The organism is Pseudomonas sp. CGJS7 (assembly GCF_036961695.1).
Genome location: NZ_JBAMDI010000065.1, coordinates 33,330 through 58,805, shown reverse-complemented (window position 1 = coordinate 58,805; position 25,476 = coordinate 33,330). Strand labels below are relative to the sequence as shown.

At 64.5% G+C, this 25,476-nt stretch carries 24 protein-coding genes; 2 read left to right on the top strand and 22 right to left on the bottom strand.

The window, feature by feature from the left end; all coding sequences use genetic code 11:
- Positions 1 to 179: 179 nt before the first annotated feature.
- From V7787_RS30985 to peaA, 5 genes are all read right to left on the bottom strand, one after another.
- Positions 180 to 1,853: a fatty acid CoA ligase family protein gene (locus tag V7787_RS30985; protein ID WP_336091220.1), complete on the bottom strand. Its 1,674-nt coding sequence runs from the start codon at positions 1,851 to 1,853 to the stop codon at positions 180 to 182.
- A 140-nt stretch (positions 1,854 to 1,993) separates the two neighbouring features.
- Positions 1,994 to 3,115 (bottom strand): quinohemoprotein amine dehydrogenase subunit beta, encoded by a 1,122-nt coding sequence (gene peaD / locus V7787_RS30980; protein ID WP_014859935.1) that lies wholly within the window; start codon positions 3,113 to 3,115, stop codon positions 1,994 to 1,996.
- A 31-nt stretch (positions 3,116 to 3,146) separates the two neighbouring features.
- Entirely contained in the window at positions 3,147 to 3,470 is a 324-nt protein-coding gene (qhpC, locus tag V7787_RS30975) for a quinohemoprotein amine dehydrogenase subunit gamma (protein WP_004375838.1), read from the bottom strand.
- A 1-nt stretch (position 3,471) separates the two neighbouring features.
- Positions 3,472 to 4,902 (bottom strand): quinohemoprotein amine dehydrogenase maturation protein, encoded by a 1,431-nt coding sequence (gene peaB / locus V7787_RS30970; RefSeq protein WP_064492342.1) that lies wholly within the window; start codon positions 4,900 to 4,902, stop codon positions 3,472 to 3,474.
- A 48-nt stretch (positions 4,903 to 4,950) separates the two neighbouring features.
- Positions 4,951 to 6,516 carry a quinohemoprotein amine dehydrogenase subunit alpha gene (gene peaA, locus V7787_RS30965; RefSeq protein WP_336091216.1) on the bottom strand — a complete coding sequence of 522 codons (1,566 nt, stop codon included), beginning with the start codon at positions 6,514 to 6,516 and terminating at the stop codon, positions 4,951 to 4,953.
- Between the two features lie 403 nt (positions 6,517 to 6,919).
- Here peaA and V7787_RS30960 point away from each other — a divergent pair, with 403 nt between their 5' ends.
- Together V7787_RS30960 and V7787_RS30955 are read left to right on the top strand one after the other, a co-directional pair.
- Positions 6,920 to 8,413, top strand: coding sequence for an aldehyde dehydrogenase family protein (locus V7787_RS30960; protein ID WP_020192690.1), 1,494 nt, complete (start codon positions 6,920 to 6,922; stop codon positions 8,411 to 8,413).
- Between the two features lie 138 nt (positions 8,414 to 8,551).
- Complete coding sequence (locus V7787_RS30955; protein WP_064492341.1) at positions 8,552 to 9,865, top strand: hypothetical protein; 1,314 nt, start codon at positions 8,552 to 8,554, stop codon at positions 9,863 to 9,865.
- 130 nt (positions 9,866 to 9,995) lie between these two features.
- Here the strand turns inward: V7787_RS30955 and qhpG are convergent, their stop codons facing one another.
- From qhpG to V7787_RS30870, 17 genes are all read right to left on the bottom strand, one after another.
- A complete protein-coding gene (qhpG, locus tag V7787_RS30950) occupies positions 9,996 to 11,288 on the bottom strand; it encodes a flavin-dependent monooxygenase QhpG (protein WP_064493400.1) in 1,293 nt (430 codons plus the stop codon).
- Positions 11,281 to 11,958, bottom strand: coding sequence for a subtilisin-like serine protease QhpE (qhpE, locus tag V7787_RS30945; protein WP_064493399.1), 678 nt, complete (start codon positions 11,956 to 11,958; stop codon positions 11,281 to 11,283). Before qhpE ends, qhpG begins: the two co-directional genes overlap by 8 nt.
- Complete coding sequence (locus V7787_RS30940; protein ID WP_064493398.1) at positions 11,948 to 13,681, bottom strand: ABC transporter ATP-binding protein; 1,734 nt, start codon at positions 13,679 to 13,681, stop codon at positions 11,948 to 11,950. The genes qhpE and V7787_RS30940 overlap by 11 nt, the downstream gene beginning before the upstream one ends.
- 1 nt (position 13,682) lies before the next feature.
- Positions 13,683 to 15,593, bottom strand: coding sequence for a sigma-54-dependent Fis family transcriptional regulator (locus V7787_RS30935; RefSeq protein ID WP_064493397.1), 1,911 nt, complete (start codon positions 15,591 to 15,593; stop codon positions 13,683 to 13,685).
- 489 nt (positions 15,594 to 16,082) lie between these two features.
- Positions 16,083 to 16,319: a hypothetical protein gene (locus V7787_RS30930; RefSeq protein ID WP_064493396.1), complete on the bottom strand. Its 237-nt coding sequence runs from the start codon at positions 16,317 to 16,319 to the stop codon at positions 16,083 to 16,085.
- A gap of 68 nt (positions 16,320 to 16,387) precedes the next feature.
- Positions 16,388 to 17,236 carry a CsgG/HfaB family protein gene (locus V7787_RS30925; RefSeq protein WP_020191117.1) on the bottom strand — a complete coding sequence of 283 codons (849 nt, stop codon included), beginning with the start codon at positions 17,234 to 17,236 and terminating at the stop codon, positions 16,388 to 16,390.
- A 34-nt stretch (positions 17,237 to 17,270) separates the two neighbouring features.
- Positions 17,271 to 17,684 (bottom strand): curli assembly protein CsgF, encoded by a 414-nt coding sequence (locus tag V7787_RS30920; protein WP_003247970.1) that lies wholly within the window; start codon positions 17,682 to 17,684, stop codon positions 17,271 to 17,273.
- The gene (gene csgE, locus V7787_RS30915) at positions 17,681 to 18,082 is read right to left on the bottom strand and encodes a curli production assembly/transport protein CsgE (protein WP_064493395.1); all 402 of its coding nucleotides are present in this window, start codon (positions 18,080 to 18,082) and stop codon (positions 17,681 to 17,683) included. Before csgE ends, V7787_RS30920 begins: the two co-directional genes overlap by 4 nt.
- Entirely contained in the window at positions 18,079 to 18,606 is a 528-nt protein-coding gene (locus V7787_RS30910) for a type II secretion system protein (protein WP_064493394.1), read from the bottom strand. Before V7787_RS30910 ends, csgE begins: the two co-directional genes overlap by 4 nt.
- Positions 18,581 to 18,955 (bottom strand): type II secretion system protein, encoded by a 375-nt coding sequence (locus tag V7787_RS30905; protein WP_003247965.1) that lies wholly within the window; start codon positions 18,953 to 18,955, stop codon positions 18,581 to 18,583. The genes V7787_RS30910 and V7787_RS30905 overlap by 26 nt, the downstream gene beginning before the upstream one ends.
- 5 nt (positions 18,956 to 18,960) lie before the next feature.
- Entirely contained in the window at positions 18,961 to 19,440 is a 480-nt protein-coding gene (locus V7787_RS30900) for a type II secretion system protein (protein ID WP_014590786.1), read from the bottom strand.
- Positions 19,437 to 21,302: a secretin N-terminal domain-containing protein gene (locus tag V7787_RS30895; protein WP_010954341.1), complete on the bottom strand. Its 1,866-nt coding sequence runs from the start codon at positions 21,300 to 21,302 to the stop codon at positions 19,437 to 19,439. Before V7787_RS30895 ends, V7787_RS30900 begins: the two co-directional genes overlap by 4 nt.
- Positions 21,299 to 21,805 carry a hypothetical protein gene (locus V7787_RS30890; protein WP_049587706.1) on the bottom strand — a complete coding sequence of 169 codons (507 nt, stop codon included), beginning with the start codon at positions 21,803 to 21,805 and terminating at the stop codon, positions 21,299 to 21,301. Before V7787_RS30890 ends, V7787_RS30895 begins: the two co-directional genes overlap by 4 nt.
- Entirely contained in the window at positions 21,805 to 22,368 is a 564-nt protein-coding gene (gene pilO, locus V7787_RS30885) for a type 4a pilus biogenesis protein PilO (RefSeq protein WP_064493393.1), read from the bottom strand. The genes V7787_RS30890 and pilO overlap by 1 nt, the downstream gene beginning before the upstream one ends.
- Positions 22,355 to 22,897 (bottom strand): hypothetical protein, encoded by a 543-nt coding sequence (locus tag V7787_RS30880; RefSeq protein WP_064493392.1) that lies wholly within the window; start codon positions 22,895 to 22,897, stop codon positions 22,355 to 22,357. The genes pilO and V7787_RS30880 overlap by 14 nt, the downstream gene beginning before the upstream one ends.
- A gap of 1 nt (position 22,898) precedes the next feature.
- A complete protein-coding gene (locus tag V7787_RS30875; protein ID WP_020190865.1) occupies positions 22,899 to 23,678 on the bottom strand; it encodes a hypothetical protein in 780 nt (259 codons plus the stop codon).
- Positions 23,662 to 25,335: a GspE/PulE family protein gene (locus V7787_RS30870; protein ID WP_064493391.1), complete on the bottom strand. Its 1,674-nt coding sequence runs from the start codon at positions 25,333 to 25,335 to the stop codon at positions 23,662 to 23,664. Before V7787_RS30870 ends, V7787_RS30875 begins: the two co-directional genes overlap by 17 nt.
- Between the last annotated feature and the right edge of the window lie 141 nt (positions 25,336 to 25,476).

Genomic DNA, 25,476 nt, shown 5'->3' with positions numbered 1-25,476 from the left:
ACCGACCTGTGTCCACCCCGATCCGGCGTAGGAGCGGGTTTACCCGCGAATACGGTAGCGGCGGCAACAGTGAACGGCGGGTGGGGATTGGCCAGCAGGGCCGGCCCTTTCGCGAGTAAACCCGCTCCTACAGGCTACCGCGCACAAGGCTGTTGCTTTCACCTTGCGCGCGTAAAAGGTCATCTGGCAGACAGCTCTTCGACACTGATCTCGCGCATCCGGAATTTCTGCACCTTGCCCGTCACCGTCATCGGGAACTCGTCGACAAAACGGAAATACCGGGGCACCTTGAAGTGCGCAATCCGTGCCCTCGCCCACTCACGCAACTCTACCTCACTGACAGCATGCCCCGGGTGCAGCCGCACCCAGGCCACGATCTCTTCACCGTACTTGCTGCAGGGCACGCCAATCACCTGCACATCGGCCACCGCCGGGTGGGTGAAGAAGAACTCCTCCAGCTCGCGCGGGTAAATGTTCTCGCCGCCGCGAATGATCATGTCCTTGCTGCGCCCGACAATACGCACATAGCCCTGCTCGTCCATCACCGCCAGGTCGCCGGTGTGCATCCAGCCCTCTGCGTCGATGCTCTCGGCGGTGGCTTTGGGGTTGTTCCAGTAACCCAGCATCACGCTGTAGCCGCGGGTGCACAGTTCGCCGATCTCACCACGCGGGACAGTGTTGCCTTCAGCGTCCACCACCTTGCTCTCCAGCCGGGGCTGGGTGCGACCGACGCTGGTCACGCGACGCTCCAGGTCGTCAGCGGCACCGGTCTGCAAGGACACCGGGCTGGTCTCGGTCATGCCATAGGCAATCTGCACTTCGGCCATGTGCATCTCGCCAATCACCCGGCGCATCACCTCGATCGGGCAGGTCGCGCCGGCCATGATCCCGGTGCGCAGGCTCGACAGGTCGAATTCACCACGCTGCGGATGGTCCAGTTCGGCAATGAACATGGTCGGTACGCCATACAGCGCAGTGGCTTTTTCCTGCGCCACTGCGCGCAGCGTGGCCAGCGGGTCGAAGGCATCGCTGGGGTAAATCAGTGCGCTGCCGTGGGTCATGCAGCCAAGGTTGGCCATGACCATGCCAAAGCAGTGGTAAAGCGGCACCGGCACCACCAGCCGATCTTGCTCGGTAAGGCCCAGGCTTTCACCGACCATGTACCCGTTGTTGAGGATATTGCTGTGGCTAAGGGTGGCCCCCTTGGGGAAACCGGTGGTGCCTGAGGTGTACTGGATGTTGATCGGGTCGTCGCAACGCAATTGTGCCTGGCGTGCGGCCAGGGCCTCGCCGCTGACGGCCTCGGCACGGGCCTGCAATGCGTGCCAGGCCAGAAACCCCCGCGGTGGCGACAGCGCCAGGCTGACCACGCCACGCAGTTCGGGGAACCGCTCGCAGATCAGCGCACCCGGTTGGCTGCTGGCCAGGCCCGGGAGCAGGCCCTGCAGCATGGCGTGGTAATCGGAGGTCTTGAATGCGTCGGCACAGATCACCCAGCGGCAGCCGGACTGGCCAAGGGCATAGTCCAGTTCGCTGGAGCGGTAGGCCGGGTTGATGTTGACCAGGATCGCTCCGACCTTGGCGCTGGCGAACTGGGTAATGCACCACTCGGCGCAGTTGGGTGCCCAGATGCCAAGACGGTCACCGGGCTGCACGCCCAGGGCCATCAGCGCGCGGGCGTGCTGGTCGACGGCGTCGGCCAGTTGCCGCCACGTGTAGCGCAGGGCCTGATGGTGAACCACCAGCGCCTCACGGTCGGGGAAGCGGGCCACGGTGGCGTCGAAGGCGTCGCCGATGCATTGGGTCAGCAGGGGCTTGTCCTGGTTGCCCTGGGTGTAGCTTGGCTGGGGCATGGGCGTTCTCTTGTTGTTCTTGTGTTTTCTGTGCTGGCCTCTTCGCGGGTGAACCCGCTCCTACACAGGACGGCGCCACATTTGGGGCCTGTGGAGGTTTTCGTAGGCGCGGGTTTACCCGCGAAGAAGCACACACCGGTTTAGCGAACGAACACCTGCGGCGTCGTGGTAGACATGTCACCACCCGGCAACTTGATGTTCTTCACCTTTTCCAGCGTATCCGGGTTGAACACCGCCAGGTCATTGAAGGTGCCGCCCAGGTAAAGCTTGTCGCCCTTCTTGTCGAACGTCACGCAGTAGTAGGTGTGCTCCAGATTAGCCGCCTTGATCAGCTTGCGCTGTTTGATGTCGTACTTGGCCAGGCGGTTGAGCACGCCGTAGATCTGGTTCGGGTCCTTGGGCGAGCGCAGGCCGGTGAAGTACAGCTCGGTCAGGTCGGCGAACTCCTGGGTGTGGGTCTTACCGGTCTTCAGGTCGATGCTCAGGTAGCCATACAGCGGTTCGGCGGTGGCCGGGTCCTGCTTGTCATCCTTGAACCTGGCAATGGTGTACAGCATGGTGAACTCATGGCGCGGGCTCTGGTGCGGCCAGAAGTACAGCACGTCCGGGGCGCTGTAGCCTTTTCGGTTCCAGTTGCGCAGCGGCAGGGCTACCGAGTACTTGCCGGTCTTCACGTCCATCTTGTAAATGTCCGGCCCGGCAACGTACAGGCTGCCATCGTCGGAGGCGCGCATCAGGTACACCTGGCGCGGCATCGGGAAGGTGCGTACGGGCTTGGCCTGAAGGCCATCAGCGGTGCTGAACACCTCCAGCCGCGGTGGTTTGACCACGTAATGGTCGTTCAGCCTCTGGGTCGGGTTGACCGTGGCATACACCTCTTTGCCGTCTGGGCTGATGGCGAACGAATAGATCGACCGGCCGACTTCACCGGCTACGCTGGACAGGTTGGCGTGGAAGGTGTTCTTGCAAGTGTCCAGGTCGATGCCGTAGATGTCGCCGTAATGGTTGTTGAGTACGTAGGCGGTGCGGTTGTCCGGCGCCATCATTGCGGTGCCAGGGCCGAACTTGTCGGGCATCCGGCAGCTCTTGTAGACCGTGTCACTGGCCACATCGACCACATGCAGGTTGTTCGGGTAGTTGGTCACGATCATGTATTCGTGGCCAGCCTTGAGTGCCGGGCCAGTGTCGTCGGCCTGTGCCTGCCCGGCGCAAGCCATGGCGGCGATGGTGAGCGCCAATGGCGCGCAGCGTCCAGCTTTCATGCGGTTTCCCCTTGTCATTCTTGTTGGGCCGTCACTTGTCTTTCGGGAACACGGTGCCGAGGTTGCGCCAGTCCTCTGCCGAGTTGGACGCCTGGGCGTTCCAGTCCTGGTAGGTGCTCATCATGTCCGGCACCTGGGCCGGCCACCAGCAAGGGTCGGAACAACCATAAAGGTCAGCTTCCATCGGCTGGCACAGCGAGCTCACGCCGCCAAAGGCGTCCACCTCCCAGCCCGGGTCGGTAGTGGCCGTGCAGCCTGCCACCGCGCTCATTGCCATCACTTCTTCGACACGGTCTTCGGCGGCGGCCTGCTCCAGGATGCGCGCCTTGTTGTTCAGGGGCTTCAAGTGCTTCATGTCAATGCGCCTTCCGCGGGGTGATGTAGCGATCGATGAAGGCCGGGTTGGCGGCCATGATGCGGCTGTAGACTTCAATACCGAAGTCCACCCAGTCGCGCATCAGTTCGCAGTAGTGATAGGTCGGGTGCTGCGGGTCGCCGTAGCGCGCATAGCTTTCGTGATAGCAGCCGCCGGAGCACAGGTTGCGGATGCGACAGCTTTCACAGCCGGTGTTGCTGCGGTCCAGGCGCTGGGACAGGAAGTCGTTGAGCTGCGCCTGCTTCACGCCCTGGTGCACGTTACCGAAGGTGGGCAGGCTGGAGCCGGTGAAGCGGTGGCACAGGTTCAGCTCACCTTCGTGGTCCACTGCCAGCATCTTCAACCCGGCGCCACACGGCAGGGCCTTCTTGTGGCCTTCGTGGATGTCGGTGATCAACTGATGCAAGTTGGAGAACCCGATGTTGCGGTGCTCGAGTGCCGCCTCCAGGTAGCGCCGGCCGAGGGCCTTCATGTTGGCGAAGACCTGCACCAGCTCTTCGCCAGTAAGGTTGAAGTCGGCCATGTCGCCAGAGGTAACCGGGGCAAAGCCGACCTCGGCGAAACCCATTTCGTTGAACAGGTGGTTCCAGATGGTTTCAACGTCGGTAATGCCACGGGTCAGCGTGACCCGCGCGCCCACCGGCCGGCTGGTGTAGCGTGACAGCAGCAGGTCGGCCTTGCGCCGCACCACGTCATAGGTGCCCTGCCCGCCCACGGTGATACGGTTGCGGTCGTGCACGGTCTTGGGGCCATCGATGCTGATCGACAGGCCAAAGCGGTGGGCGTTGAGCCAATCGATGATTTCTTCGGTCAGCAAGGTAGCGTTGGTGGTCATGATGAACTCCACCTGCTTACCCGCCTCGGCGAACCGCCGCTCGCAGTAAGCCACCATGTGCTCGATCAACGGCCGGTTGGACAGCGGTTCGCCACCGAAGAACACCACGCTATAGCGCTGCTCGTTGGGTGACTCCTTGAGCAGCATCTCCACCGAGGCTTCGGCGGTGGCGGTACTCATCTTCTTGCCGGCGGAAGGCTTGTCCAGGTCTTCCTTGTAGCAATAGGTGCAGCTGAGGTTGCAACCGGTGTTGACGTTAAGCACCACGGTGTTGAGCGCGGTGCGCTCGACTTGCCTGAGGGCGATTTCCGGGGTCAGCGGCGAGCCGTCGCTGACCAGCTCCAGCGCGATCAGTTCGCGCAGGGTGTCCTGGATATCCTCGCCGGCAAACTGCTGGCCAAGGCGCTGCATCAGCTCCTCGGCCGAGCAGCCTTGCTGGCGCAAGGTGTCGATGATGCCGCCGGTCACCGCGTCAGCGGTGAACAGCGAACTGCTGGGGATATGGAACAGCATGCGGTCGGCATCAACCTGTACTTCGTGCAGGTTGCGTTCGACCAGGTTCAGTAGTACGCCCATGGCGACCTCCCGATAATCGATCCGTTGGAAAACCGTTGCAGCCTGCCGTTACGGCAGCGGCGGGTTGTTCCAGCGCTGTACGGTGACGATCATGTGCCCTTCGCCGGTCTGGCCACCGTCGGCCAGCGTGGCGATGACCTTCAGGTTACCGGCGTTGTTGGTCATCATCTTGCGCTCAGGGTTGGGCCCGGCACCGCCTGGCACGAACACGCCGTCGGCCTGCATCTGCCCGGCGAACTTGACGTCTTCATCCTCGACAGCACGCTCGTTGAACGGCTCGACCTTCCAGCTGGCCGGCAGGTAGCCGATACGCAGCGGCTGGCCATAGGCATCCTTGCCCCAGGCTTCAGCCTCGAAACGCCCCTGCACTTTCGGCACGGAGGCACCGTTCTCGCCAATGCGCGCGATGGAGAACGCCGGCACGACCTTCACTTCGTCGACCTTGTCGTAAACCGCCAGGTTCACGCCCTTGAGCGCACCTACCGCCACCTCGCGCAGCCCTGGCCTGGCATCGGCCGCGGCGCGGGCCTTGACCCTTACCAGGGTCGGGGTCTGCTCCAGCACTTCGGTCACTTCCACCCCGGCGCCCAGGTCCGGCTTGCCAGTCAGGCCGCTGCCAACCAGGGTGATTTCGCTTTCGCCTCCGGCTTTGATGAACGCCGGTTGTACCGCCAGCAACTGCGCCTTGCCTTCTTTTACGGCGCTGAAGTCCAGGCCGCGCTCATCGTGATCGGCTTCGAACATACGGCCTTTCATTTCGCCATCCAGCGCGGCGAACACCTGGCGCAGGTTGGCATCGCCAACCTTCACATTGCCCCGCCATTCATAACCGTTGTACAGGATGGCCGAGCCGCTGCCGTTGAACGGTGTACCGTCGGCGTAAGCGCCCTTGACCTCGACCTTGAAGGTATCGCCCTCTCCGGCCGTGACGCTCATCACCCCACGTACATCGCCCTTGGCCAGCATATGACCGCTGAATGCCCACTGCCCCGGCAGTACGTCCGCCTTGGGTTTGGCCTTCTGCCATTCGGCCCAGGCCGCGCTGTCCATCGGGAAGCGCTTGGCAAGGTCCGGCACCACTTGCTGCAGGGCGATCGGCAGCCAGTCGCGGTCACGCGCCTGGGCCTGGTATTCAAGGGACGGCCATTGGCCAAGGTGGAAGTGGACCAAGTGTTCCCACTCCTTGGCCGGGCGCCGTTGCAAGGCGACACGGGCACCCGAGTGGCAACGGCCACAGGTCTCGCTGAGCTGGGTGTCGAAGTGCTCGACGGTATTGAGCCGACGCTCCATGGCGTAACGCACGCCATCGGTTTCGCTGGGCGCCAGGCCCTGTTTGTCGGCCAGGTATTTGACCAGCGTGCGACGATCGTCGTCGCTGATCTGAAGGCCATGCATCACCTGCATGCGGGCGATGCTCATCAGCCAGCCTTCCGGTGTCTTGCGCTGGTGGCTGATGCGGCTATAGGTGTCGTTGCCTTCGGGGATATGGCACCCCATGCACTTGTTCTGCAACAGGCTCGGGCCCTGCTCGGCCGCCATGGCCTGGGTGCTCAGCAGCGCGGCGGCGACCAGCGCCAGTTTGCCCGCATGCCGCCGGAGTCGAGTCGTCTTCAAGGTCAGACCTCCACGGTTGTTGTTCTTATCGTTTTCGCACGCTTTGGTACAGCAGGTGTGCATGTGACGGTTGTGATACAGGAACTGTGCCAGTTAGGGTAAAAGCGTTTCCTTTCAGCCTGTTAAGCGGTTTTCGGGGCTTGGCCAGGAGCCGGGATGGCCATTTGCAGCGTGCCATTTCGCGACAGGGTGTTTCATGTTGAGACAGGGCCCGCGAAGAGGCCGAACAGCCACTGTTTCACCACCGTCTCACACCGTCTCAATGTGCAACAGCGCAACCCGGCAATCGCACCTTTGCGCTCAGGCAAAACCCAACGCCCACAACGCTTTGCGGCCATCTGCCCAGGTTGGCACGGCCATTGCGCCAGTGCCCGTCACATCCAATGACAAGAGGCACAGCCCCATGCTTTCCGAACTGCCCATCCTGCCCGCCACCCGCGCCTTTCTCGAACGCAAGCTGAAGATGCGCATCGGTGCCGACTGGCAGGACGCCGCCAGCGGTCGCACCCTGTCGTTCCGCAACCCGGCCACCGGCGAAGTGCTGGGTGAAGTGCCGGCCGCCGAGGCCGAAGATGTCGACCGCGCCGTGCGCGCTGCGCGCCAGGCCTTCGACGACTCGCCCTGGAGCCGCATGCGCCCACGCGAGCGGCAGAACCTGCTGTGGCGCCTGGCCGACCTGATGGAGCGCGATGCGCGTCAGCTGGCCGAACTGGAATGCCTGAACAATGGCAAGAGCGCCGCCGTGGCCCAGGTGATGGACGTGCAACTGGCCATCGACTTCCTGCGCTATATGGCGGGCTGGGCCACCAAGATCGAGGGTAGCACCGTCGAAGCGTCCATGCCGTTGATGCCCAACGACCAGTTCCACGGCTTCGTACGCCGCGAGGCAGTGGGCGTGGTTGGCGCCATCGTCGCCTGGAACTTCCCACTGCTGCTGGCCTGCTGGAAGCTCGGCCCGGCACTGGCCACCGGCTGCACCGTGGTGCTCAAGCCTGCCGATGAAACCCCACTGAGCGTGCTCAAGCTGGCCGAGCTGGTCGACGAGGCCGGCTACCCGGCCGGCGTGTTCAACGTGGTTACCGGTACCGGCCTGAACGCCGGCGCCGCGCTCAGCCGCCACCCCGGCGTAGACAAACTGACCTTCACCGGCTCCACCGAGGTCGGCAAGCTGATCGGCAAGGCGGCCATGGACAACATGACCCGCGTCACCCTGGAACTGGGCGGCAAGTCGCCGACCATCGTCATGCCCGACGCCAACCTGCAGGAAGCCGCAGCCGGTGCGGCCACGGCGATCTTCTTCAACCAGGGCCAGGTGTGCTGCGCAGGCTCGCGGCTGTATGTGCACCGCAAGCACTTCGACAATGTGGTGGCCGACATCGCCGGAATTGCCAATGCCATGAAGCTGGGCAACGGGCTGGACCCGGCGGTGCAGATGGGCCCGCTGATTTCAGCCAAGCAGCAGGACCGCGTCACCGGCTACATCGAACTTGGCCGCGAACTGGGCGCCACCATCGCCTGCGGGGGTGAAGGTTTCGGGCCTGGTTACTTCGTCAAGCCGACGGTGATTGTCGATGTGGACCAGCGTCACCGTCTGGTACAGGAAGAAATATTCGGGCCGGTGCTGGTGGCGATGCCATTCGATGACATCGACGAAGTGATCGGCATGGCCAACGACAATCCCTACGGCCTGGGTGCAAGTATCTGGTCCAACGACCTGGCCGCTGTGCACCGCATGATCCCGCGCATCAAGTCCGGCTCGGTGTGGGTCAACTGCCACAGCGCGCTGGACCCGGCGCTGCCGTTTGGTGGCTACAAGATGTCTGGCGTTGGTCGTGAGATGGGTTCAGCGGCCATCGAGCATTACACAGAGCTGAAATCGGTGTTGATCAAGCTCTGATCCTTTTTCCTGTACCGGCCTCTTCGCGGGTAAACCCGCTCCTACACCAGGTACCACATACCCTGTAGGAGCGGGTTCACCCGCGAAGAGGCCGGCACAGGCAACAAAAAAACAACAATAAAAACATGGAGCAACCCCATGAGGCACACACTCGCCTGCACATTGGCCCTGCTGTTAACCGCCCCCGCCAGCCAAGCCTACGAGCTGTACAACCACGATGGCACCAGGCTCAACGCCGACCTCGAAGCCCTGTTCGGCGTCTTCCACAGCGACGAAAGCTTCAACCAGGCCGGCAACCGCCAACCCGGCAGCACCGCCTGGCAGGAAGGCTACGTAAAATACGGCCTCAGCGGCAGCCAGACCCTGGCCGATAGCGGCACCCTCTACGGCGCCTTCAGCCTGCTCAGTTCCGCCACCTGGGGCGATGGCGACGCCGCCGGCCTGACCCTGGGTGACGAACGTCGCACCGCCATCGAAGACCTGTACCTGGGCTGGCGCTCGGCCAACCTGTTCCCGGCGCTGGGTGAAGATGGCGTGGACATTTCCGGTGGCCGCCAGGTCGTCACCCTGGGTGATGGTTTCCTGATCCAGGGTGACCCGGTCAACCTGGGCAAGGTCGACCTGGGGGCCAACTTCGACCGCGGCGGTGCCTACTACCTGGCCGCGCGCAAGGCCTTCGACCGCACCGCCGTGCTGCGCATGGGCGGCAACCAGGGCTGGCGCAGCGACCTGATGTGGTTGAAGTCCGACAACCATTACCAGGCCGACACTTCCCTGGCGGTCGCCAACCTGGAGCACGTCGCCGATACCGGTACCGTCGGCCTGAGCTGGATCCGCGGCCTCGACGTGGACCAGCGCTACGCGCAGATCATGGGCCTGGAGCACCGCGACGGCATGGACACCGCCAGCCTGCGCGGGCGCGGCAACCTGGGCGTGAAAGACCTGGAGCTGGCCGCCGAGTACGTGACTCAGGACAAGACCGGCGGGCGCGAGAATGCCTGGTACCTGGAGGGCAACTGGACCTTCTCCCAACTGCCCTGGTCACCCACCGCCACCTACCGCTACAGCCGCTTCTCCGAAGGCTTCGACCCGCTGTTCTATGGCCTGAGCCGGGGCTACGGCACCTGGTTCCAGGGTGAAGTGGCAGCCAACTATGCCGGGCCGTTCAACAAGAACAGCCAAGTGCACCATGTAGCGCTGAAGGGCAAGCCACGGGACAACCTGACCGTCGGCGCACTGTACTTCGACTTCGACACGCTGGACACCGACCAGGGCAACCTTGGCGGGCGCGAGCTGGACCTGTATGTGAAATGGATGGTCAACGACCACCTGCTGATCAGCCCGGTGGTTGGTTTCTACAAGCCGGAGCGCAGTGCTGCCAATGGCGGTACGCAGCTGGGTGGGCGGGATACCGGGACTTACCTGCAGTTGATTGTCGGGACCTTTTTCTGATCCGACATCCTGGGGCTGCTTCGCAGCCCATCGCGACGCAAGGCCGCTCCCACAGGGTTGTATGGTTGGGTTGTGTGGACTGTGGGAGCGGCCTTGCGTCGCGATGGGCCGCAAAGCGGCCCCGGCAATCTCAAACCAACCCCTGCTCCCCCAGCCACCACCGCACTCTCCTCTGCTGTTCACCCGCAAGCCCCGACAACACCGCCTCAACAGGCCGCCCACTGCGTATTTGTCGCACCACAGGCGCCAGTTCCACCCCCTGCAAATGCCACACCCCCAACGGCTGATCCGCTGTCACCACCACCTCGGCCGCATCCACCAGCCCATCACGCAGTACAGGCCGCCGCTCAACCCGCACCGCTTGCCAATCAGGCGCCTCATGCAGGGGTTGCGCATCCGGCCAACCCTGGCGCCGGGCCCAGAACGGTTGCCCCACCCGGCTTTGTTCCTGGGCATAGAAATCCCGGCCAATGCGGGCAAAACGCAAGAACAGCTGCTCGACCCGCTGCTGGTGAAACTGCCGCGCCAACTCGGCCCGCTCAGGCCGGCGCAGCAACGTATTGATCACCACCGGCGCCTGCAATGCCGAAGAGAGCGACTGAAAAATCCCGTTGCCCGACAGCGGGTCAACGGCCATGGCGGCATCCCCCACCCGGATCCAGTCCTGCCCGACACATTCACCCGCCAGAATGGCGGTACTGCTGCGTGCATGCACCAGTGCCGGTATCAATGCCTGATCGTCGAACAGTTCGGCGACCAACGCGCTGCGGCCCCGCAACGTCACGCAGTAAGCTGCCAACCCAGCTTTCCCCGGCAGCCCGGCAGCCTCCTGGGTGACTTGCCAGTAACAGCGGCCATCTTCCAGCCGTGCCATCCACGCCCAGCCATCCTCCAGGCTCTCCACCGCCGACGCAGGCGCACCGGGGCTACCCTGCCAGACATTGAGCAGGCTGACCGTTTCCGGCCCACGCAGGCGGTCTGCGGCCAGGGGCGCCTGGCGGCCTCGGGCCTCAACCAGGAAATCAGCGGTCAGCACCTGCCCATCGTCCAGGCGCACATGATGACCGCCCCCCTGCACGACCTCACGCACCCGCCCCTCGACCACACTCACGCCTGCGCGCTGAAGGTCTTCGCGCAGCGCCTGGTCAAAACGTTGCCGGTCGAGCAAAAACTCCTGGTTCATCTGCAGATGCTGGCCGTTCCAGTGCACCTGGCGGGTGGTCGGCATGGCCGCCTGGCTCAAGGCCCCGCCAAGGCCTGCGTACCGCAAGCCCTCCAGCACCCGCTGCGAAACACCTTCAACTGCCGCGAAACGGCGCCACTCCGACACCACCGTCACGGTGTAACCCAGCCGCCGCAAGCCAATGGCCGTGGCGGCACCCGCAGGGCCGGCGCCCAGCACCACAATGCGCGGCTCAACCATGGCTGGGACCCCGTCGCTCGGGCCCGTTGAAGGCCGCATGCTCACGCAACCAGTCATGCACCTGCTGGCGGTCCATCCCCTGGGCATCACGCAGCAAGGCGGCAATCTTGCCGCTCAACGCCGCACAACCCAGGCTCGCACCCGCCCGCTCACCCGCGCCCACGTAAGCGCCAAAATCCGCCTGTCGCGTACCCAGCCACGACCATTGGCCCGGTGCACAGCGGGCATCGCCAGTGACCCGAATGACGCCTGGGTAGCTCGCCGGGAACACCGGCCCACCCTGTGCCGGGCTGGATGCACACAACAGCACACCTGCGGCCAAAGCCTCGGCACAGGCCTGGTGCAATACAGGCCGGTCCTGCTGCAAGCCCAGGCTGAGGTTGACCAGCGAGGCCCCCGACTCCACCAGCCACAGCAATGCGGCAGCCACCTGCAACGCACTGGTGCTGGCCTGGGCACTGAACACCTGGGCCACCAACACAGACACAGGACCAGCCTGGTGTTGCAAGCTGGCGTACACCGCACTGCCGTGCCCAAGTTGGTCGGGGAGCATTTCACCTTCGCGCAACTGGCCGTCTTCCAGCCAGAAACGGCGGGCGTCCAGCAAGCCGTTGGCCTGCTCCGGCGAGCAACCGCTGTCGATGATGCCAACGCGCACGTCAGTGCCCATGTTTGATCACCTCCTGCGCCAGTACCTGCAACTGGCCGTCATGCAGTTGCAGATGCAGGTCGGCATCGGCCAGGGTCGAAGCCCGGTGGCTGATCAGGATGCGCGTGCGGCCGGCGAACAGCTGGTCGATGGCCGCGATCACTTCACGTTCGGTGGCCTCATCCACCGCCGAAGTGGCCTCGTCCAGCACCAGAATCGCCGGGGCCTGCAACACTGCACGAGCAATGGCGATGCGTTGTTTCTGGCCCCCGGACAACTGCTGGCCGCGCTCGCCCAGCAAGCCATCCAGGCCCAGCGGCAGGCTGTCGACCAGGCTGTCCAGCCGCGCCAGGCGCACCACCCGTTCCAGTTCATCACGGCTGGCCTCGGGCACGCCATAAGCCAGGTTCTGCGCCAGGGTGCCACGGAACAGCACGATGTCCTGGCTGACCACGGCGATTCGCCTGCGCAGCGCAGCCAGGTCAAGGTCGCGCAGGTCGACACCGTCCAGCAGGATGCGCCCGGCGTCCGGGTCGTAGAAGCGCTGCAGCAGGTCGATCAGGGTTGACTTGCCCACCCCGGAGGCACCGCTGATGGCGACTTTCACGCCACCCGGGATGCTCACCTGCACGTTGTTCAGTACCGCACCCTGACGCCCCTCATGGGCAAAGCTCAGCGCCTCTAGGCGCAACTCGCCGGGGCCATTGGGGATGGGCTGCGGGTTGGCGGTCTGATGTACCGCTACCGCTTCCTGCTTCAATTCCATCACCCTTCCCAGGCTGACAGCCATGCGCTGCACCGCCACGTACAAGCCCAACAGGCTCTGCACCGGCCCAACCGCCATGCCCATGTAAGTAGAAAAAGCGATCAACGCGCCCAGTTGCCAGGTGCCCTGGATCACCCACCAGCCTCCGACCAGGAACGCACAGGCGCGGCACCACGAGGTGAGCGTGCCGGGGATGGCCTGGGTGAAGAATTCGGTCACCTGCACCTTCAGCAGCTGACGCATGTAACCTTGCCCAAGCTGGTCCAGGCGCCCTGCTTCCCGGCCTTGCTGGCTGGCCGCCTGAATGAACTTCATCGCCGGCAGGGTCTCGACCAGGAAAGACGACACATCCGCCGAGCGCTCACGCAAGTTGCGCACTTCGCGCTCCACCTTGCGCCGCATCCAGCGCAGCCACAGCACCTCGATCGGCACCAGCAGCGCCAGCAACAGGGACAACTGCCACGACAGCATCAGCATCAACGTCACCGCGCCCACCAGGCCGATCACCGCCGACACCGCCGAGAACAGCGAGTCCACGGCAAAGCGCTGGATCTCTGCCACATCGCCATCCAGCCGCGAAAGAATGTCGCCGATACGCCGCCGCCCGTAGAAGGTCGGTGACAATTGCTGCAGATGGCGGTAAAGGTCGTCACGCAGGGCAAACAGGATGCGCCCCGACAAGCGCGTATGCAGGTAGCGGTTGACCCCAGCCAGCACAGTGCCCAGCAGGCCCGCGCCGATCATGATTCCCGCCATGTGCCAAAGCGTTTGGTAATCCTTGGCCAGCAGCCCCTCATCGATCAGGGTCTTGACCAGCCAGGGTTGCGCCAGCGCCAGCAGCGATGCACCCAGCGACAAGCTGAGCAACAGGCCGATGGCACACCGATGGGGGCGCACGAAACCATACAGCCAGGCCAACGCCTGGCGCATGAGTACAGGGTCGCTGGAATCCACCAGCCTTGCGAACAGGCCGCCCACGTCAGCCGCGCAACTGCTTGAGCTTGCGGTACAGCGTCGCCCGGCTGATACCCAGTGCCTCGGCGGCGGCCGAGACGTTGCCCTGGTGGCGCGCCAGAGCACCGCGGATCTGTTCCAGTTCACTGTCCTTGAGGCTGCCGGAGGGCGCTGCGCTGCTGGCCAGTTCGTCCAGCAGGCAGTCAGTAAGGTGATCAAGGGTCAGCACCTGCTCGCCATCCTCGCGCATGGCCAGCGCGGTGCGCACCACCATTTCCAGCTGACGGATGTTACCAGGCCAGTCGAAGCCTTCGAGCAACGCGGTCAACGCCGGGTCGAGGGTTACGCCACGCGCATCGGCCTTGTCCAGCAGGCCCTGGATGATCGCCGCCAGGTCGTCGCGTTCGCGCAGGGCCGGCAGGCGCAGCGACACGCCGTTGACCCGGTAGAACAGGTCTTCACGGAAGTGTTGTTCCTGGACCAGGCGCTTGAGGTCGCGGTGGGTGGCGCAGATCAGCGCCACGTCGATGTCCTGCTCGTCACCCGCCCCCAAGGGTGCTACGCGGCGCTCCTGCAGTACCCGCAGCAGGCGTGCTTGCAGGGCGAGCGGCATGTCGCCGATTTCGTCGAGGAACAGCGTGCCACCATGGGCCTGCATCAGCCGCCCGACCATGCCACCACGACGCGAACCGGTGAAGGCGCCCTCACGGTAGCCGAAAAGCTCGGACTCGATCAGCCCTTCGGGAATGGCCGCGCAGTTGACCGCCACGAACGGTTTGTCGGCACGCGGGCTGGCCTGGTGCAAGGCCCGAGCGACTACTTCCTTGCCGGTACCGGTTTCGCCCAGCAGCAGCACTGGCAAGCCATTGCCAAGCCCCTGGCGAGCCATGCGCAGGTTGCGCGCCAGGCGTTGATCACCACCGGCCAGAGCATCGAGTGCAGGCGACTGTTTGCTCAAGGCCGGCTTGCTGGATGGTGTGCTGGGGCTGACCCGGCCATGGCGCGGCAGCTGTAGGGCACGGAAATAGAACTCGCCCTTGGCGGTCTGCACGCTGCTGACCCCGCCCTGCCACAGGCGAGCGATAAAGGCCGGGGAACGTTCGCCCAGCAGGTCGGTGCTGCGCCGCCCAATCAGTTCGTGACGCGGCACCTGCAACAGCTGGCAGGCACTGTCGTTGGCAGCCAGCACTTCGCCGTCCAGGCTCAGGGCCAACAGGCCGTGCCAGGCACTGTTGAGGTACTGCGGGCGGCTGTGGAAGGCCAGCACCAACTGGTCCGGGTGGCACAGGCCAAACAGGCGGCTTTCAATGTTGCCGGCTGCCAGCATCAGGGTCGACAGGCTGTCCTGCGGTTGCGCCATCACCCCTTCGCGGGTGATGTCGAGCACACCGATCACCTCGCCGCGCGGGTCGCGCAGTGGCACGGAAGTACAGGAGAACGGGCTCAGGCGGTCAAGGTAATGTTCGCCGCAGTTGATCAGCGTCGGCCGGCCTTCGACCACGGCCGTGCCGATGGCATTGGTGCCGCGCAGCGATTCGCTCCAGCAACTGCCCGGGTGCAGATCGCGCAGGCCTTCGCGTTGCAGCACGTGCTTCTGGCCTTCGATGGCCAGCACGTTGGCCTGGGCATCGCCGAGGATGACGATGCCAGCCTTGCCCTGGCGCGCGACCAGGTAGTCGAGTTCGGGGGTAACGGCATCGATCAGCAGGCGGTTGCGCTCCAGCAGCAGGCGCAGGTCATGGCCCTGTTCCAGGCCCAGGCCGACCTGTTCGCCCTGCAGGCAGTCCAGGCCGTGGCCCAGGCTGCGGCGCCAGGAGGCGTCGATCTCGTCGCGCAGCATCCCTAGCGGTAGTTCGCCTTCGCTGGCCAGCTTCAGGCGGGCCTCGCGGGATTCGTGCAGCGGGTCGTGGGCGTTTGTTATAAGTTGTCGCGCCATTTTCTACTCCGGCTGTGCCCCGCAATGTGACGGGGTACGGGCTTGGGAATTTTCCGCAGTGTGCGGGAGAAATGGCTGGGCGTCATCTGGTAGTGGATGGATTGGGGTGTAGCTGGCCAGGTTACTTGAAGCTGGTGCAATCCCTGTGGAAGCTGGCTTGCCGGCGATCACCGGCTTTGCCGGTGCGAACCACCGCGTCGCCTGCTTCGCGGGCTTGCCCGCTCCCACAGGGTTCGCACCAAGCCTGAGGACTGCGCTGTACCTGTGGGAGTGTGCGGGAGAAATGGCTGGGCGTCATCTGGTAGTGGATGGATTGGGGTGTAGCTGGCCAGGTTACTTGAAGCTGGCGCAATCCCTGTGGAAGCTGGCTTGCCAGGGTTCGCACCAACCCTGAGGACTGCGCTGTACCTGTGGGAGCGGGCGAGCCCGCGAAGAGGCCCTCGAGGTCAATCAGGGATATCGATCGCTATCACCAATACCCAAGCCCCGTCAGGTACTCGACGCCGCCTTCCGCCCAGCCAGCTGCTGCCTCTCAACCCCATCCAGCAACGCCTCCACCACCGCCTTGGCCGAATCCAACCCATGGTCATTGCTCAACAACAGATCACGGCAGGTGCCCTTGGCCAGTTCCAGCGCCTTGAGGTTGGTCGCAAACGCCCCTTTCAGCAGCGTGGACAGCTGCACCAGCGCATCTTCGTAATCCACGCCCGAACGAACGGCGAACAACGGTGGATGGCTGCATTATCGCGACACAAGGCCCACACATCGACCTCGCAGGTGCCGTTGAATCTGCTTCAAGGCTGCAGATTCTGGCTCAAGAACTTGTCCACCGTGGCCTTGCCATCAGCTGGATCCCCCGCCACCTGCCACAGCCGCCGCTCGATCCCCTGCGCCAGCAAATGCCCCACCGCCGCTTCGATCGCCGACAGCACGCACAACTGCGCCGGTTCATTGGTGGTATACCCCACCTCGGCTTCCAGCAGTTTCTTGAACTCGATGAACTTGAACACCCCGGCACTGCGCCCTACCGAGTAGATGGTCTTGCTGGTCATCACGTTGGCCAGCACCTGCCCGGTGCGCACGTCCACGGCGCGCAGGTTGACGGTGACCTGGTCCACACGGTACTCGCGAGAGATGTCGATCCCCAGGTAGCGGGCGCCCTCGCCGCCGCTGCGCACGTTGGTGTCGTAGGCGATGATGCCGCCTTCGAGCATCAGGTTGGCGGCCTGCAACGGTGGTAGCTCGCCCATGATGTTTTCCGCCACATCAGGCTTTTTCTGCGATGCACGGATTATTTTGCGTTCGGTCAACAGGTTCTGCAGCCCTTCACGCTCCAGCACCACGAACCAGCCGCTGGCACTCAGGGCGTCCATCAACATGCTGGCCGCGCCTTGGGTGACGCTGGTGGAGAACGAGCTGGCCGGGGTGGGCTTGTACTGCCCGGTCTGGTCGCGGAAGCCGTACACCACGGCCATCAGCCGGCCTTTGGGGCGTGGCATGTTGATCAGGTCGTAGTAGGTCGAGGCCCTTGGGGTCAGGGTCGGGGTTTCCGAGTCCTGTTCAGCGGGCATCGGTTCGCGCAGGCCACAACCTTGCAGGCCCAGGGCGGTGAGGATCAGCAGCGTGCTCAGCAGACGTTTCATGGTGTTCTCTCCCCAACATAAAAGCCCTTCCCTCTCAGGGGTTCAGGCCGCTGACCTCAATGATCGAAATTTCTCCTGTGGCACGATCGGTGACCTTGATGCTCAAGGCCCCGGAATCGTCGATGACGTCGATGAGAAACGCATCGGTCGCCATGCTGCCGGTGTTGCCGTTGCTGATGTTGTCCAGCAACTGCGACAACATCCGCGACTCCAGCTGGTTGCTGAAGCGCTCAAGGGCTGTGGTGCCGGTAAAGGCCGAGGCACGGTCCTTGAGGTCCGGGTCGTCGTAGTCGTTCTGCGCCTGGGCGTTGTTCAGCAGCCAGGTGCCGTTCAACGGGTTGCCGCCAAAGGCCGGGTTGACCGGGGTGTACACCAGCTCGGTGGCCTGGGCAGCACAGGCGCTGGCCAGCAGGCAGGCGGCAATGCAACGTGGAATGCGGTGGTTCATAGCTCGTCCCTCTCCAAGTCGGTGGTGTCCTGTAGCAGGCGTTGCAGCTTGCGTTGAATGATCTGCTGCTTGACCAGGTCGGCGGCGGCGACGGCCTCGTCTTTGAGCTCGGTGGTGTTCGGTGGCAGGAAGCGGCGGTACACCACTTCACGCTCGAACTCCACCGTCACCAGGCTGCCCCAGCGGGCATCGGGGCGTTCGCGTACCACCAGGTTGAAGTCCAGACGGCTGGTGGCACGCAGGCGGTCGGCGAAGTAGTAGTAAAAGTCGTGGCCGATGTGCGAGATGGTGTTGTCGACAATAAAGCCCTGCATCTCGTCTTCAGCACCCGCCCTGGCGCAGGTGGTCACCCCTGCCATCAGCAGCAGGCACAGGCACAGCGCAGCCAGGCGCTTCATGGCGTGTCTCCCGGGCCTGCATTCGTCTGCACACCGCGTGCACTTTCGGTAAAGGCCTGCTCGGCGACGAACTGCCAGTCGCTGTAGTGCTCCATCCCCTCGAACCCGCTCCATTCGGCGCTGAAGCCACTGCGCTTAAAGGGGGTGGCGTCTGAACGGCTGTACACCCCGGTGATACGGCCGTCGATCGAGCGCAGCAGGCCCCATTCGTCGCTGTTGCTGATCGGGTCAGGGTAAAGCCTGCGAATGTGCCGTTTGGCCTGCGGGTAGCGGTTGTCCTGCAGCAGGTCGGCCAGATCCTGGGGGTACTGGGCCAGCCCTGGCGAGGCGCGGTAGTAGCTGCGCAAGGCCTGGGCATACTGGCTACCGACCCACAGCAACTGGCGTTCGCGGTCGCGCTGGGCGGCGCTCGCCCAGATCGTGCCGGTGGCCGCCAAGGCCACGCTGCTGACCGCAATCAGCAGCAGCACACCCAGGTAGGTAAAGCCGCCGTTGGCCTTACCACTCAGCGAAGAGGCTGCCATCACGCGCCCTCCCTGTGGCACCGCTCTTGATGTCGGCCACGCCGCCAGCCACACCCTCGGGCGGCGGCACCAGCTGCCAGGCATCGCTGCGCTCGGTGATCGGGTCGACCGGTGTGTTGCGCAGGTAACGTTGTTCCACCAGTTGTTCCAGCGAATCGGGGTAGTGGCCGGTATCACCGTAGTAGTGGTCCAGCGCCTCGCGCAGCACTGCCAGGCTCTGACGCAGGGTGGCCTCGCGCGAGCTTTCCAGGCTGTTGAAGTAGCGCGGCATGGCGATGGTCATCAGCGTGGCGATGATCGCCATCACCACCAGCAGTTCGATCAGGGTGAAGCCTTTGCTGCGTTTCATGGCTGTCACCATTGCCCGTAAGGGATATTGTTCAGGCCTTTGCCGCGGGCCCTGGAATACACGTCGAACACGTCTTCGCCCTCGCGCGGGTTGTCGGGGCTGCTGTCGTAGGCGCGCAGGCCCCAGCCGCCTTCGTCTTCATCCTTTGCCGCCACCAGCGGGTCGTGCGGGATGCGCCGCAGGAAGTAGAACTTGGCGCCCTTGGCACTGCGCACATCGCGCACGCCCTCTACCAGCACCTGCAGGTTCGGCGGGTAGCCACTGCTATCCACGCGTTTCTCGATGTAGCCGGCGTCGAAGGCCCGCTTGTAGGCATCGATGGCGTCGCGAATCTGGTACAGCGCCTCGCGCAGTTGCTGCTCCTTGCCGCGGCGTACCACCGTTTCGGTCAGCGGCGCGGCCATGCTGGCGAGCAAGCCGAGCAGTGCAAGGGTCAGCACCACCTCGATCAGGCTGAAGCCGTGCATGCGACGCCGGGCGTTCATGGCCGGGGGCTCCCGTTGACCGGGGCGACCGCCATCTGGCTGTCCACAACCGGTTCTTCAGTGGTCGGCGCATTACCAGGTACGTCCATCGGCGGCAGTGGCGCCATCTGGCGCACCTGCATGGCCGACTCGGTGCCCGTGGAAAACTCCATGTCCGACGGGCTCTGGTACGGCAGGTTACGCACGATGCGCGGGGTGATCGCCAGCACCAGCTCACTCTTGCTCATGTCGTCCTTGTTGCTGCCGAACAGCCGGCCCAGGCCCGGGATGTCGCCAAGGCCGGGAATCTTGTTGCCACTGGCGTTGTGGTCGTTGCGCACCAGGCCGGCCAGCACCTGGGTTTCGCCGTCGTGCAGGCGCAGGCTGGTCTGCGCGTTGCGGGTGTCGACCTGGACCGGGATGGTGCCCTGGCGGGTGGCCTCCAGCGGGGTGGCATTACTCACCTCCAGCGCCACCTTGATCGCCACTTCGTTGTTCAGGTGCACGGTGGGCTGCACTTCTAGCTTCAGGCCGACGTCCAGGTAGGTGACGCTCTCGGTAATGACCGGCCCTTGGGTCGACGGCACCGAGGTGGCGCTGATGATCGGTACCCGCTGGCCGATGTGGATGCGCGCCTGCTCGCGGTTGCTGACGCGGATCACCGGGCTGGCCAGGGTGTTGATGTCCTTGTCCTGGGCGTTGATCTTGGCCTGCGGCGCCGGCGCAATGCTGATGCGGCTGGAATTGATGCCCTTGAGCTGGTCGAGCACGCTGACCGGGTTGCCATCGTCGCTCAGCACGCCGAAGGTGTTCGGCCATTGCAGGCCAAGGTCGAGGATGCGCGAGGTGGCCACCTCCATCACCTCCACTTCCAGCACCACCTCGGGGTTGGACTGGTCCTGCGACTGCAGCAGCTTCTCGGCCATGCGCACCGCGTCCGAAGTGTCGCGCATGGTCAGGGTGTTGAGGCGCTCGTCAACGAACACGTCGCGGGTCTTGAGCATGGTCTTGACCATGTTCAACGCGGTGTTGGCGTCGATGCTGGTCAGGTAGAACGTGCGCATGACCAGTTCCTGGTAGTCCTTGGTCTTCTGCGGCGAATCGGGGTAGACCATGACGGTGTTGTCGTTGACGATCTTCTGGCGCAGCTGGTTTTGTTCCAGCAGCAGCGCTATCGCGTCCTCGATGCGCACCTCGCGCACGAAGATGGTGGCTTTCATGTCCGGGCGCAGGTCCTTGTCGAAGATGAAGTTGATGCCGGCCACCTGCGACAGCACTTCGAAGATGGTCTTCAGGTTGGCATCGCGAAACTCCAGGGTGACCGGCCGCTCGAGCTTGCTGCGCAATTGCGGGTACGGCTGCGCGGTGCGTGCCTGCACGTTTTCGATGTCGCTGCGCAGGGTCATGCCCTTCTGGTTCTGCGGGTCCAGACGCAAGACTTCGCGCATGTAGCGTTCGGCACCGAACAGGTCGCCCTGGCGCAGCGCCGCCTGGCCAAGCGCTATGCGTTCGTCCAGGGTGCGGATCAGCTCCAGCTGGCGAATGCCTTCCTGGGCGCGGCGGTTGTTCGGCTCCAGGGTGAGCACCCGACCATAGCCCATCCGGGCATTGGCGAAGTCATGACGGACGCGGTCGCTGTCGGCCTGGCCAATCAGGGCCTCGACCGCCGCCTGGCGGCTGTGGGCCAGGGCGATATTCAGCTCCGTATCACGCGGGTCGTCGCGCAGGGCCTCTTCCAGGCGAGCGATGCCGGCCTCGTACTGGCCCTCTTTCATCAACTGGTCGCTGTCCTGGCGAACCGCACTGGAGCCGCAACCGGCAATGGCCACGCACAGCGCCACGAGCAGAAACGGAGCAGGCTTGCACAGCTTTGACGACTTCATGGTGCGCTCCCGACAGACAAGGTCTGCGACTGGTGCAAAGGCAGGTAGACCAGGTTCAGCTCGTTGGCCGATACCCGATCGAGGCGATAGGTGTCTTCGATCACGTCGCCTTGGCGCACGACGTAGAGTTTTTCGCCGCTCTGCAGGAAGACCTGCAGGTCGTCGCGGTCACCCATGCGGCCGATGAACTGGAAAGGCAGTTCCGGGGCCGTCGGGGCCGCGGCGACGACAGGTGCGGTCATCACGGGTTGTTCGGTGACCGTGGCCAGGGTTTTGGGTTGGGTCCATTGCTGGGTTGGGAACAGGTCGCGGGAGGCCTGTTCCGGCCCTTTCGCGGGCAAGCTCGCGCCTACAATGGACGCAGCGCTTTCTGTTGTAGGAGCGGGTTTACCCGCGAAGGCCGCGACGCCATCGTCCTGGCCAAACCAATGGTCCGGTGCCCAGGCCAGCGCCGCGCTCACGCCGAGGAAGCCGGCCCAGATGACTGCACGTTGTGTGTTCATCACGACCTCGACAGATAAAGGGTCATGCGCAGGCGGGCATTGAGCTCGCTGTCGCCGATGCGCTTGCGTTGCAGCTCAAGGTCTTCCAGCACCAGCGTCGGCAGTTGCTTGAGCAGGCCCTTGATAAAGCCGCGAATCTGCGGGTAGCTGCCGCGCACTGGCAGCACGATCTGGTAGCGGGCCAGCTCGGTCTTGGGGTCGATACCCAACGCGTATTCACCGCGGGCCAAGCTGATGCGCTCGGCGCTGGCCAGGCGGTACAGACGCTCGATCAACTCGCTGGCCTGGGGCTGACCGGGCAGTTGCTGGCGCAGGCTGTCGAGGGCCTGCTGCTCGGGCTGGACCGCAATCTTCAGCTCACCCCGCTTGACACGCCCTACCTGTTCGCTGGCCTGCGCTTCGGTGGCACGCAGTTCGCGTACGCTTTGCCATTGCGGCAGCACGCCGGCACACCCCACGCCAATGGCGAGCAGGCCTACGGCTATGGCAGCCAGGCCTACCGGGCCGACAACGCGCAGGCGCTCCTGGAGGATCAGGCTGCTGAACGATTCAAGGGCGCGCATGGCCGGTCTCCCAGGTGGCGGTGAGGGTGAAGCGCACCGGGTGCTCGGGCCGCGCAGCGAGCACCTCGTGGTTGAGCAGCGACACGTCGCTGAGCTCGTCGCTGGCTTCCAGGCGCTGGTGGTACTGCAGCATCGCTTCGAGGTTGCGCGCCTCGGCGGCAATGCGCACCTGGCCCTTGCGCGCATCCGGCGTCAGGCCGAGCAGCGCGACGTCGTCCTGCGGCATGGCTTCAAGCATGGCGAACAGTTGCTGCCAAGGGCGTTGCAGTTGCTGCGACACACTGCGCATTTGTGCCAGGCGCTCAGCCTGCTCCCGGCTGGCAGCGCTGTTCTTGGGTTGTGCGACGGCCGGGCGGCGGCCCAGTTGCAGTTCCAGGTTATGGACGCTGGCTTCCAGCGCCACTTGCTCGGTCTGCAAGCGTTGCTGCAGCAGCACCAGCCCGGCGACCATGGCGCTGGCAAGGACGAGCAGCGACCAAACCAACGGGCCGCTGCGCCGTGGCTGGAATTCCAGGTCGAGGCGGCGCATGTCAGGCCACCGCCCGCCACATGGCGCACAGCGGGTCGGCTTCGCTGGCCGGCTGGCACAATTGCACCGCCGCCAGTTGCGGCACGTCGCAGCGGCCTGGGGCATGCAGGTACACCCGCGGCAGGTGCTCGCCGTACAGCTCACAGGTACGCTCGATCAGTGCCTGCAGGGCCTGGTCGCTGTCAGCGCAGCCTTGCGCCAGCACTTGCTGCCAGGCACCGCCGGCGGCCAGTAGCAATACACTGCGACGCGGCTCGGCCAGCACGAACAGGAAGTCACCCTGCTCCAGCTGTGACCAGCAACGGTTGTAGGCAGCCATCAGGTATGGCTGCACCGAGCGCAGGCTCAGGCGGCTTTCCCGGCCCAGTGCCTGCAGCCGCTGCAGCAAGGCTTCGGGCAGCGCCGTGGCGATGCGGGCGGCACCGGCTGGCTCCGGTGACAGCACGATGCGCCAGTCGTCCAACGGCTGCCCGTAGAGGTTCTCGAAGCAAGCGCGGGCATAGGCGTCCAGCTCGCGAGGGTGGCCGATGGCGTCACTCCAGGGCACCAGGCAGAAGCGGCTGTAGCGGGCCGACAGCAGCACCCGCAACTGGGCGCCACGTACCGCATGCTCGGCCAGCAGTGCGGCCAGCCCGTCAACAGCAGCATCCCAGGTCGGTTGGGTGGCGTCGCTGCTGAATGCGCGGCTGCCCAGCCATTGGTGGTGGTTCTTGTGCCAGCGACCCAGGCCGACACCCTCGGCGCCCAATACGGCGCAGTAACGGTCAGATGAATGTGACACGGTTGATCTCCTCAAGGGTGGTACGGCCATCGCGGACCAGGTCCAGGGCCGAGGCCCGCAGCAGGCGCAGGCCGCGCTGGCAGGCAAGCGTCTTGATCTGCGCCAGCGGGCGGCGCTCCACGATCATTTGCCGCAGGTCATCATCCAGGTGAAGCAGTTCGGCAATGGCACTGCGGCCGCGGTAACCACTGCCACGGCAGTGGCCGCAGCCCTTGACGCGGACGAACGTCCAGCCGGCCACCCCCTCGCGGGTCAGGCCTGAGCCATACAGGGTGTCGTCATCGTGTTCGCAGGGCGTGGCGCAGTGCGGGCAGGCCAGCCGAATCAGGCGCTGGGCCAGTACCGCATTGAGCGCGGAAACGAAGCTGTAGGGGTCGACCTGCATCTGGCTGAAGCGGCCAATCACGTCGAACACGTTGTTGGCGTGGATGGTGGTGAACACCAGGTGACCGGTGAGTGCCGATTGCACGGCAATCTGGGCCGTGTCGGGGTCACGGATTTCGCCGACCAGGATCTTGTCCGGGTCGTGACGCAGGATCGAGCGCAGGCCCCGGGCGAAGGTCAGGCCCTTCTTCTCGTTGACCGGGATCTGCAGCACGCCGGGCAATTGATACTCGACCGGGTCCTCGATGGTGATGATCTTGTCCACGCCATGGTTGATCTCGCTGATCATGGCGTACAGGGTGGTGGTCTTGCCGCTGCCTGTAGGGCCGGTGACCAGGATCATGCCGTAGGGTTCTGCAGCCAATCGACGCAGGGCGCGCAAGGTCTCGTCGGCAAAGCCCAAGGCTTGCAGCTGCACGCCGCTGACCCGGTCGGACAAGTCCTGCTTGTCGAGCACCCGCAGCACGGCATCTTCACCGAAGATGCTAGGCATGATCGACACCCGGAAGTCGATTTGCCGGTCGCCCACGGCCACCTTGAAGCGGCCGTCCTGGGGCACGCGTTTTTCGCCGATGTCCAGCTCGGCCATGACCTTGATGCGCGAGATCACCTGGTCGGCGAAGGCGCTGCCACTGGCCTTGCCGGCACCGTTGAGCACGCCGTCGATGCGGTACTTGATGGTCAGGCCCTGGCCGGTCATGCCCAGGTGGATGTCGCTGGCGTGCAGCTTGAGGGCGTCGTACAGGGTGGAGTTGACCAGTTTGACCACGCGGCTCTGGTCTTCGCTGATACTGGCCAGCGACAGGCGTTGCAGCGGGTCTCCCTCGCTGCTGGCTTCGGCGTCGTGGTCAAGGGCATCGACTGCGTGGAAGCTTTCTTCATGACGGGCCAGGAAAGTGGCCAGGTCGGCGGCGTGGGCCAGGTAAAGCGGCGCGCCTTGCAGTACGTCGTCGATCCAGGCCAGGCGAGCGGGGTCGAAGGGGTCGGCGAACACGCCCAGCAGTTGGCCGCCTTGCTCGATCAGCACACATTCGCGCTTGATGCACTGGGCCAAGGCCAGCTTGTCGAAGCGTGGGGTGCTGGCCAGCAGGCTGTGGCTGTCGAGTACCGGGTAATGCAGGGTCAGGCCCAGGCGCTGGGTGAAGGTGTCGGGGGTGTCGCAGGCCAGGCGTTCCAGGCAGTCGAGCAGGCGCTCGTCAGTGGCTTGCAGACGGGCCTGGGCCAGCAGTTCGCGGGGGTAGGCGGAAATTTTTGCTGGGTTCTTCGCGGGCATGCCCGCTCCCACAGGTACATCACAGGTCTGTGGGCTGCATACATCCTGTGGGAGCGGGCATGCCCGCGAAGACGTCGGTGCAGGCTTTGCAGATTCCGGGGTTGCATCGAATGCTTCTGGCATGGCCTGCGACTCCGCTCA